The sequence below is a fragment of the Microbacterium sp. genome (assembly GCF_036566905.1).
Taxonomy (GTDB): Bacteria; Actinomycetota; Actinomycetes; order Actinomycetales; family Microbacteriaceae; genus Microbacterium.
In genome coordinates this window covers 34,206-44,134 of record NZ_DATCVK010000109.1, presented here as the reverse complement: position 1 = coordinate 44,134, position 9,929 = coordinate 34,206, and the positions used below count along the sequence as shown (strand labels likewise).

General features: G+C 66.3%; 8 protein-coding genes. 4 read left to right on the top strand and 4 right to left on the bottom strand.

The genetic code is table 11. The annotated features are described in order from the left end of the window. Positions 1-55: 55 nt before the first annotated feature. Positions 56-664, bottom strand: a complete 609-nt coding sequence (locus tag VIP82_RS08150; RefSeq protein ID WP_331907466.1) for a helix-turn-helix domain-containing protein — start codon at positions 662-664, stop codon at positions 56-58. A 103-nt stretch (positions 665-767) separates the two neighbouring features. On the opposite strand from VIP82_RS08150, the gene VIP82_RS08145 reads away from it, so the two are divergent. The 4 genes from VIP82_RS08145 (at position 768) to VIP82_RS08130 (ending at position 3,327) form a co-directional block, all read left to right on the top strand. After that, on the top strand, positions 768-1,460 hold the full coding sequence (locus VIP82_RS08145) for an alpha/beta fold hydrolase (RefSeq protein ID WP_331907464.1): 693 nt from the start codon (positions 768-770) through the stop codon (positions 1,458-1,460). Continuing rightward, positions 1,457-1,948 carry an MOSC domain-containing protein gene (locus VIP82_RS08140; protein ID WP_331907462.1) on the top strand — a complete coding sequence of 164 codons (492 nt, stop codon included), beginning with the start codon at positions 1,457-1,459 and terminating at the stop codon, positions 1,946-1,948. The genes VIP82_RS08145 and VIP82_RS08140 overlap by 4 nt, the downstream gene beginning before the upstream one ends. Further along, positions 1,945-2,874, top strand: a complete 930-nt coding sequence (locus VIP82_RS08135; RefSeq protein ID WP_331907460.1) for a PDR/VanB family oxidoreductase — start codon at positions 1,945-1,947, stop codon at positions 2,872-2,874. Before VIP82_RS08140 ends, VIP82_RS08135 begins: the two co-directional genes overlap by 4 nt. Positions 2,875-2,949: 75 nt before the next feature. Further along, on the top strand, positions 2,950-3,327 hold the full coding sequence (locus VIP82_RS08130; protein WP_331907458.1) for a RidA family protein: 378 nt from the start codon (positions 2,950-2,952) through the stop codon (positions 3,325-3,327). 178 nt (positions 3,328-3,505) lie between these two features. Here the strand turns inward: VIP82_RS08130 and VIP82_RS08125 are convergent, their stop codons facing one another. From VIP82_RS08125 to VIP82_RS08115, 3 genes are all read right to left on the bottom strand, one after another. Beyond that, the gene (locus tag VIP82_RS08125; RefSeq protein ID WP_331907456.1) at positions 3,506-4,939 is read right to left on the bottom strand and encodes an L-fucose/L-arabinose isomerase family protein; all 1,434 of its coding nucleotides are present in this window, start codon (positions 4,937-4,939) and stop codon (positions 3,506-3,508) included. A gap of 96 nt (positions 4,940-5,035) precedes the next feature. Then, positions 5,036-6,649 (bottom strand): glycosyl hydrolase family 28 protein, encoded by a 1,614-nt coding sequence (locus VIP82_RS08120; protein WP_331907454.1) that lies wholly within the window; start codon positions 6,647-6,649, stop codon positions 5,036-5,038. A 215-nt stretch (positions 6,650-6,864) separates the two neighbouring features. Then, positions 6,865-9,867: a hypothetical protein gene (locus VIP82_RS08115; protein ID WP_331907452.1), complete on the bottom strand. Its 3,003-nt coding sequence runs from the start codon at positions 9,865-9,867 to the stop codon at positions 6,865-6,867. Positions 9,868-9,929 lie beyond the last annotated feature (62 nt).

Below are 9,929 nucleotides of genomic sequence, written 5' to 3'. Positions count from 1 at the left end.
CCGGAAACCAGCCCGTCATGAACTGGAGGTCGCATCCTGTCGTCGCTCGGGGTGGTTAGCCCCTGCGGTGATGACCGCCCCCGGCGATTGAGGTGACCATGAGGAATACCGCCGATGCGGCTCCGACGCGACCGAGCCGGTGTGGGATCTCTGCATCGAAGTGAATTGAGTCGCCGGCGCCCAGTCGCTCAGTCGATCCGCCGATCTCGACATCGAGCACTCCGGACTCGACGTGCACCCACTCTTCACCGTTATGCACTTGGGGGTCGCCAGACACCGCCTCGGTCAGAGTCACGCGCATCGGCTGCAGGAGCGCGTGCGGCGATTGGGAGCCGAGCATGTCGAACGAACGCTCCGCTCCCGCGAGCCGCTCGTCAGACGTGCGTCGACGCACGGTGACCCCTCGCGTGTCCACCTCGTCAGCCTCCCCGACGAGCACGCCGAGGGGCACGTCGTAGGCGCGGGCCAATCGCATGAGCAGGGTCACGGCCGGCACGCGGTCACCCGACTCGATGCGGGAGAGGTGTGGTGCCGAAATGCCGCTCAGCCGCGACGCCGCGGCGAGCGATAGCCCTAGCATCAGGCGACGCGCGCGCACGGCTCGGGCAATAACGGTCTCGTCGCCGTCGAGCGTTTCGCGCGCCGCATCATCCGGAGGAGTCATGTTGCAGCAATGTTAATGTTTGCCAAATGACATGGCAACGTGCCGATCGGCACGCTACGGTCGCCTCGTCAGCTGCCAGCTGGGCTGCTACGAAAGGACCCCTATGTCGACGATCCTGCTCATCCACGGCACCTGGCTCGGCGGCTGGGTGTGGGATCGCGTCGTCCCGTTGCTGCGGGACTCCGGCCATACGGTCATCGCGCCCGACTTGCCGGGGCTCGCAGGCGATTCTGCGGCGGCGAGCGCGGGTATCGATCCGTCCGTCCATGCGGCCGCGATTGTGGACCTGCTCGAGAAGGGCGATTTGCAGGATGTCGTCCTCGTCGGACATAGCTACGGCGGCATCGTCGCGCGCGAGGCTGCGACGTCGACCCGCGTCGGCCGGATCGTTTATCTCGACGCATTCCTCCCTGAGGCGGGCGAATCGGCCTTCGACCTGATCCCATGGCTAGCGGACGCGTTCGTCCCCGTCGATGGTGAGCGACCGTGGCTGATCGCCCCCCTGCCGCCTCAGGCGCTCGGGATCGAGGATGTGGACGATGTCGCGTGGCTCGCCGCGAACATGACCCCGATGCCGCTGGCCACTCATTCGACAGCGGCTGCTGCCGTCGCGCGGGTGGTTCCCTCGACTTACGTGTGGTGCGAGGTGCAGCCCCTCATGGTCGAGATGGCTGAGCGGGCACGCGCACGCGGCTATGACGTCGTGGGCATCCCGACAGCACATCTCCCGATGGTCACGCATCCCGAACTGTTGGCCGCTGCGGTGGATGCCGCAGTGAAAGGCCGGATTCGATGACGACGTCGCCGCGCTGGAGGGGGCGCCTGGAGGGTATCTGGATTGCCGAGGTTGCCGGTGTGGAGATGCACGAGCTCGCCACCGCGACAGCGATTGCGGGCATCGGTCTCGAAGGGGACCGCTATGCCACCCGCCAAGGCCACTACTCGCACATGTGGCACGAGGATCGCCAGGTGACGATCATCGCCGACGAGGTGCTGCAGGCGATCGAGAACGAGCTCGACATCCGGCTGGAGCGAAGCGAGACCCGTCGCAATCTCGTTACGACGGGCGTTCCCCTCAATGATCTGGTGGGCGAGCGCTTCACGATCGGGGACGTGGAGCTCTACGGCGGGCGGCTGAACGTGCCTTGCCGCTACTTCGAGCGCCTCATCGATAAGCCGGTATTCGAGCCGTTGATCGGTCGTGCAGGCCTGAACTGTCGGATCATCCGCGGCGGGACGCTCCGCGCGGGTGACGCTGTGCTTCCCGGCCCGGCAACGGCATGACCACCCGACTCCTGATGGCCGCGCAGGTCACAGCGGTCCGCGACTTGTCACCACGGGTCCGCGCCATCCGTGTCGCCCCAATTCACCGGCGCGCGTTTCCGGTGGCCGCGGGCGGCGATCACGTACACGTCCAGCACCCGACGGGCGTGCGCCGCGACTACTCCTTGGTGTCCTCTCGGGGTGGCGACTACGAGATCGCGGTGCAGCGTCAGGATGCCGGACGCGGCGGCTCGGCGCTGTTCCACGCCTCACAGCCGGGTGATCCCGTGTTCATCTCCTACCCCCAGCCGGGGATGTCGCTCGACGCGACGGCATCGCGTCACGTCTTCGTCGCGGGCGGCATCGGCGTGACAGCGATCATCGGCCTTCTCCACGACGTCTCACCCGCGCTGGACGGGGAGGTGCACTACGCCGTGAACCGCCGCGCCGACGCGGTACTGCTCGACCGCCTCGAGGCGAGCGGACTGGGGGTGCACCTGCATGTGTCCGCGGAGGGGACACGTCTCGACGTTTCGTCACTCGTCGCCGGACTCACCGCAGACACCGCGCTGTACCACTGCGGTCCTCGCTCCCTCATGGCTGCCCTCGACGCGGCCGGCCATCCACCGGAGCGAACGCGATCGGAAGCGTTCGCTGTGGCCGCCGGGCCCGGCGAGCGGCTCGGTGAGCCCTTCTTCGCGCGCCTGCTCGGCACCGGCAGGAGCGTGTCGGTCGCGGCCGACGAGACATTGCTGGCCGCGCTCCTGCGCGACGGCATTCCAGTCGACTACTCCTGCGAGGGCGGGGTGTGTGGGTCATGCGTCATCGAAGCGCCCTCGGGCGACCTCGACCATCGCGACCGATGTCTCAACGACTCCGACCGCGGGCAGCGCCTGCTCGCAACGTGCGTCAGCCGAGGTCGAGGCGACATCGCTCTGCTCATCTGACACCGCCATCTCATCTGGAACCAGCCGCCTCATCCACTCCTGACCGACTCATCCGACACCCGTCTGCGAGGACCCATGACCATCGAACGCATACGTATCCCCGACCTGTTCGCCAACCCGCTGATGCCGCACGCCGTCGTCCACGGCGGCGTGGCCTACCTCTCGGGGGTCCTGGGTACGGTCGATGGAGCCGGCGCCATCCCTGACGACATCGAAGATGAGATAGAGGCGTGCCTGCGCAACGTCATCACCGAGGCCGAGGGGGCCGGCTCCGCCGCTGGTCGCCTCCTGTCGGTCACCGTGTACCTTGCGGATCTGTCTCACGGGCCACTCATGAATTCTGTGTGGGACCGCGTGCTGCCGCGCGACGCGCGCCCCGCGCGGGCGACGATCGGGTCACTCCTGCCCGCCGGACTGCGTATCGAGATCACCGCCGTCGCAGCCGTAGGTTAGCGTCGAGCGCGCCGTGGAGCTCGCCTCCGCCGTTACCTTCGGCAGATCCATCGGAAACGGGAGACCGCAAGAGGGTCCGCGCGCGCACCGGCCATCGGCCACGCTTCCCAGTTGCTCGCAGTTGACGCGAGGTGCGACGGACCGGCCGTTGCGTTGCGCGGTCGGGTGGGTGAACTGGTCAAACGTGTCGATAGCCGATTCCGAGCAGCGACGCCGCGGCCTGGTAGTCGGCTGCGCGGTGGCCTACCGACAAAGACCAGTGGTGGCCGACGCCGGTCGCCGACCACTCGTCGACCCACTCGCCGGGGTCCCTGCGGAAGTCGACGCGGCTGGTGGTGTTCCCGATCTCCAAGAGCGGACCGTGCACGACCTCTCCCTCGGACGCGATGAAGGTGAGGGAGCCATCGGCCTCCTGTCCGAGGCCGAGGAGCGTCACCGGGCCGTGCTGCACGTCGAACTCGACGGAGACGCCCCATCCGCGCTTGCCGTGGTAGACGCCGAGGCCGCGCAGCAAAGGATCGCGGCTGGAGACCGCCAGGTGAGCGGGTCCGTCGTGACCCATCTCGACGACGCCGTCTACGAAGTTCAGTGCCTGGATCTCGCAGAAGGAACCTCCGGCGCCGATGACCTGGGTAGCCAGTTGTGCCAGCGTGGTCCGCAGCTCGAACTCACCGGTTGCCGGGACGCCGCGTGCCGTGAGCAGCGAGGCACCGAGGATCATGCCGGCCCCGAGTCGCTCATGCTGTTCCCCGTCGAGGCCGCGGTGATAGTAGGCGAGCGTGTCCAACTCGAAGTCGTCGACCAGGCGATCCAGCGCAACGGATACTCGCGCACCCCACGCGAAGTCATCGTCAGCCACGGACTCGTCGATGGTGAAGAGCTCTCGCGCCAGAGCCATCCGTTCGGCGACCTCCCTCTCGGAGACCGTATCCGCACGCACCCTCAGATCGTCGAACTCCAGCACCTCGACGTGGGAGCCGAAGGTCGCAGGTAGGAGCGTCAGATCCGTCGACACATCCAGCATGCCCGGATAAAGGTGTCCCATCAGCCCGTGGCGCGCATGCCGCAATGCCGCTCGGACGTGGGCGGCGCTGATCCAGCGGGAGATGCGCTCCCACGCCGGTTCCTGCCGCAGGTATCCCGACACCGACCGGAATGGGATACCCGCTCGACGGAACACGTTCCCGACCTCCGGCACCGGGCACTGCCCGCAGTATGCGAGCCACGCACCGGTGTCGAAGCTCGCGTGATCCATTTTCTCGGTGGGCTGCAGGTCGATGACCAGGACGGGCGCATGCGATCGCTGGGCTATGGGCAGCACCATCGAGCTAGTGAGGTAGGTGGTCAGAAACAGCACGATGAGGTCGCAGTCCGCTTGGCGCAGTTTCTCGGCGGCAGCCGCGCCCTCGTGCGCGTCTGAGATGAATCCGACGTCGGTGACCTCGGCATCCATCTGCTGGAACCGCTGGGAGACGTAGGCCGCGGACTCTTGCAGCTGCGGCAAGAGGCCCGGAAACTGTGGCCAGTAGGTGCCCAGTCCGCCTGCGACCAGGCCGATGCGCGGCTTGCGACGGGTCTTCGGCTCTAACAGCGCGTTCACCAGTGTGGGCATCGTCGACCTTCAGATGGAGTTGATCGGGGTAGGTGTGAATCGATTCACACCTACCCCAATCCTATGCGCGAAGCATCCAGGCCTGCAACGTCGTCGCTACGGGACGATCTGGATATTGGATGCGTCAGTGACGTTCGTCACGTTCATCTGCTGCAAGGTTGTCGCCGTCGTCGTGCTGCCCGGCATGCGAATCGCCTCGAACTTGACGTCCGTGATAGGTGCCCCGCTGACGCCAGTGATCCTCGCGGGCGTCGTGCCGGCGTCGCGCACCCGGATACGAGTGAGGTCGACATCAGTGACAGGCCCGATACCCTCGGCGGTCGCACCGGTCCACAGTGCCATCCATGTTCGGTTGCCATCACCGCAGGCGCTGTGTTGCACACGCTCGATGTCGATGTCCTCGAATTGAATGCTGACGGCGCCCGCCGCGCCGTACTTATGGTGGATCCCGACACCGACCGAGGCATCGTAGATCGTGGCGTTGCGGAAGGTCACATTGAGCTGCTGCTGGAACACGCCCTGACCGACCTTCAACCCGTAACAGTGGGTCCAGCTCACCAGATCGTCGAAGGTGACGTTCTCGAGCGCGCGAGGGGAACCGGGAACGTTCTTGAACAGGTCGATGTGGTTGGCCCACGTCTTCGTGCTGAACGGGTCGTCCAGGCCGATGCCCATCGCATTGGTCACGGTGACGTTGGTGGACTCCATCACGTCGATCCCGTCGTTCTCGCCCATGTCGAAGCGGTTGAACATCTTAATGTTACGGAAGGTCATGTTGCTCGAGCGGGTGGGCATGATGGCCCAGCTGCTGGACTCCCGGAAAGTGATCCCGTCCACCGTGAACTGGTCGGTATAGATCGGCACCAGCAGGTTCACACCGAGGTTGGCCGGCTGCAGCGAGGCCATCCCGTTCCCGTCGATGATCCCGCGACCGGTGATGGAGATGTTGGTCGTCGAGTACCTCGTCGACAGGAACCACGTCACATCGCGGTTCTGCGACAGCTTCTTCCAATGCACGTCGTAGTGGGCGCGGTCGCCGGTGTATTTGAGGACCGCCCCAGGGGCGAGGTAGAGGCGCAGATTCGACCGGAGGTACAGCGTCCCAAGAGTCCACACCCCGGCCGGCACGTAGACGGTGCCCTGACTGGCGTTGGCTGACCCCCACGCCGCAGCGTCGTTGAGGGCGTTCTGGAACGCGGCTGTGGAGTACTGGGCACCGGGGGAGGCGGAGTAGGGCGCGGCCGTGACATTGAAGATCCCCGTGCCGCTGGACGCCGGCCGGCCCGTTTCGAGCGGGTCGATGGCGATCACCAGGTCGGGGCGACCATCGATCTTCACGATGAGGTACTCGTCTTTGGTGACCGTGAAGTTCAGCGTTGGCCCGGAGACCGAACCAGTCAGTCCGAGCTTGAGGGGGCTGATGGAGTAGGAGCCGATGTTGGTGTTGTTGACCTTGCGGATAGAGATGGCCGCTTCTCCGGCGCCCATCGCGAACTGGGCGATGTCGTACCCGGCGTAATCCTGCACCGGAACGTTCTGCCCGTTGACGGTGAGGGCGAAGTCTGGGGAAGCGGGGTACGTCGACTGCAGCGGGTAGATGTCCAGTGGTGCGGGCGCCGCGAGCGCCGCCGGGGCGGGCAGGGCGACGAGCAATGCCGCCGCGAGGACGCCCACCACAGCCATGGACAGATTCCGGATCAGTGGCCTCATTGTCACTTCCTTCTGGGACCGCGATTCGACGGCGCAAGGTGTGGGTCCTCAACATCGAGTCCGATTGTGAATCGATTCACAATGATCTGAGCTTACCGGGGAGGCTCATGGCGGGTCAACAACTGCTCCGCGCGAGAGCAGGTCGTCCAATATCGGAGCAAAGAAGAGGAGGCGCCGGAACCAAGCTCGTCCGGCGCCTCCCGTCCCCGGCCTGGTCAGTTGGTCTGTCGCACCCGGACGTTGTCGAAATCCACTGCCGCACGCCCGGTGATCAGTTGCACAAACCCCGCTGCCGTGACCGGGTTGGGGTCGGTGACAGTGGCGCGCGGTGCGGCTTCTTCGCCGACGAACACCCGCAGTGTCGCCCCGTCCGTCTCTACTCGTAGGCGGGTGGCACCGCTCAGCGGCGTCCCGGTCCCGCTGGAGATGACGCCCTGGCCGGCGCGGAAGATGTCCACCGACCCGTTCTGACGCACATAGACCAGGTAACCGCTGGTGGTGTACGCGTCGCCGGGACTCGTGGTGCGCAGCTGGACGCCCGCGAACGCGGTCGAGGTGGCGGTGCTCCGGAAGGTGAGGTCCACCTCCACGGACCCGTTCGCGACCCGCAGCCCGTCCACGACCGAACGCCACCCGGTTCGAGTGGTGTCGCTCTGCCGGAACACACCATCGGTGGCAGACCACACGCCGTCCACGTTGGTCCACGCTGCCTCTGTGGCCGCCGGCGACGAGAAGGTGTCCGTGAACACGGTGCCGTCGGCGGCGGGAACGATCGTCAACGGCACTTCGTCTTGTTCGACTGTCCCGGACGTCAGTTCGCTGCGGATGGCGAGCGTGCACTCTCCGGGCAGGAACGTCTCCCGGATGGTCACCGTCACCTCACTGGCACCTGTGACAGAAGCAGGCGCTACCAGGCAGGGCCCGTCCACGGTGAATGCGCCGACACGGTTGCCTGACAGGGTGAGGCCGAGCTCGCTACCCGCGGTCGCGGACTCCGAGGCGGGCGTCACGATGACGCGGTCCTTTCCGACGTCGGACTGGGCGGCCGCGCGCACGACACGGGACTTGTCCTTCGACGTCAGACGGCCCTGCGTCGCGAGAGGGTCGAGCACCTGGGTGACGTGGGCGACAAAGTCGCCGTGGCTCGACCACTGTTCCTCGACTCGGAGCAGGTCATTGATGCTGCATCCGTTGCCGTCGTCGATGTTGGCCACGCCCGTGTCTGTCGTCCCGATGAGCACGGTGGCAGCCGGGTTCGAGGCCGGGCACCGGTCGTCGGCAACCCGCAGGGAGTAGTCCAGCGTGTCCGTGGCGTTGATGTCGAGCACGTGCAGGGTCCGCTCTCCGCCCGCAACAGGGAAGGAGGTGGGGCGGATGGTCGCCGAGTCGCCGCCGTTCCACGTGATCTCGAGGCTTCGACCGTCGCGATGGAGGATGAGGCCCTGCGCATCTTCGGGGGAAGGGGCAGCGCTCCCGAGGGCGAGCGGTGTGCCGTCGTCCCAGAGGAGTTCATCGTCCGCGCCGACGATGAGGGGGATGCGCTCGAAGAACGCCCCGGTCGTCGCCACCGAGACTCCCAGCTCCTCACCCAAAGTGACCTTCTTCGTGACGGTGCCATCCGAAGGTGCGTAGGTCACCTCGAGCGTGTCTGTTGCGCTGACATCGGTGGGATCAGCCGGCGCTCCGGCAAGCGAGTAGCTGGGCACCGGCTGGTCGTACGCGTCCATTCGGAAGATCCCGCCCACCACGCGCCCCGTGCCCCACGACAACTCCGCGCTTGCCGGTCGTGTGCGAGGCGCTCCGATCGCCGGCGCGTTCTGGCTCTGAATCACGACACCCATCTGCGGGTCGTAGAGATAGTTGAGGCCAAACCGCTGGTTGTCCCAGAAGCCGTACTGGGTGTTCACATGCTTCCCGAACGACAGGGCCGTGATGTACTTGTCGCGCTTGGCGAACACGAACTCCTGGCCGAGAAGCGAGTCTGCACGGTATTGGGTGTAGTCGCCTGCGGCGAAGGGGCGCAGGGTGTCAATCGCGGCCACCCGCTCAGCCGCTGAGGGGTAATGCTCCTCCCCGAGGATGACATCTCGCACCAGTGCTGGATCCATGTACGACCACGTAACGGCAACCTTCGGGGCGACGGTGGTCTCCCACGTTCCCGCCGCGAAGGCGGCCCGTTCTTCAGCGACGTCCTCGGCGGTGCGACCATAGGCGTTCGCCTGCGGCACGACGGCCGACCACAGGTGGTTTGCGCCGATGGGGATCTGGTCGGCGTAGTTCCAGCCGCGGTGACGGGAGTCGGCGGCGGTATTGATGAAGAAGCCATCGAGCTCCTGGTCGTAGAGGAGGTGGTACTGCGCCCAGTCCATGTAGGCGGTCTGCATCTCGTCGATGACTCCACGGGTGGCGTCATCGCCCCACCCGGCGAGGTCTTCGGACTCGACCTCGAGGCTGTAGCGGTGGGCGACCGTTCCGTCCCGGTAGAAGCCTGCTTCGCTCTGCGACACTGTGCGGTGTTCGGCGAGGCGCTCCTCGAACCGTGCTCGCAGTGCCGGGTCGTCGAAACGCTCGAGCAGGTTCGAGATTCCGACCAGCCCGCTGGCGACCTGATTGGCGAACTGGTCGCCGTGCGGACCCCACACCTCGGCGTCTTCGAGGAACCACCATGCCGCCCGCTCCAGGGACCCGGTGAGCGTCTCCGGCAGCAGAGGGTCGATGGTGGCATCGTGTTCGAGCAGGTCGAGAAGCTCCGCGTAGAGTTCGAGGGCGAACCCGGTGGCCGCTCGCGACTTCACGTCGCCACCGCCCTGGGGGAAGGATCCGTCAGGGTTCTGCCGGGTGAGCAGGAACTGCACGGCTGCGTTGAACCGCAGCCCGAGTGCCTCGTCGTGGAAGTACGGATTCCACGGCGTGTCGGTGGTGTAGAAGTACCCCAGGGTGAGCACGTTCTCCATCACGCGCGCGTCGTTGGGGCCTTGCCCAGCTCGCCAGCATCCGCACGTGATGAAACCGTAGTTGGTGGCGGAGTCGTCGTGGACCGAGTTGGCCAGTCGTGCCACGTTTCCGAGATAGGGAGCAACGTCCTGCTCCACTCCGTCGAACGACGCCAGTTCAATCGTGTGGCCCTGAACGGACGCGACCTCCGGGAGCGGACCCGACACCGGCCACGCGAGCGTCGGTTGGGGGATAGGTTCGCTGGCGAAGAGCGTCGCAGGCATTGGTGCAACCGCGAGAGCGGCGACGACTGCGGCCGCGACAACTCGACCGGCACGCGGGAGGA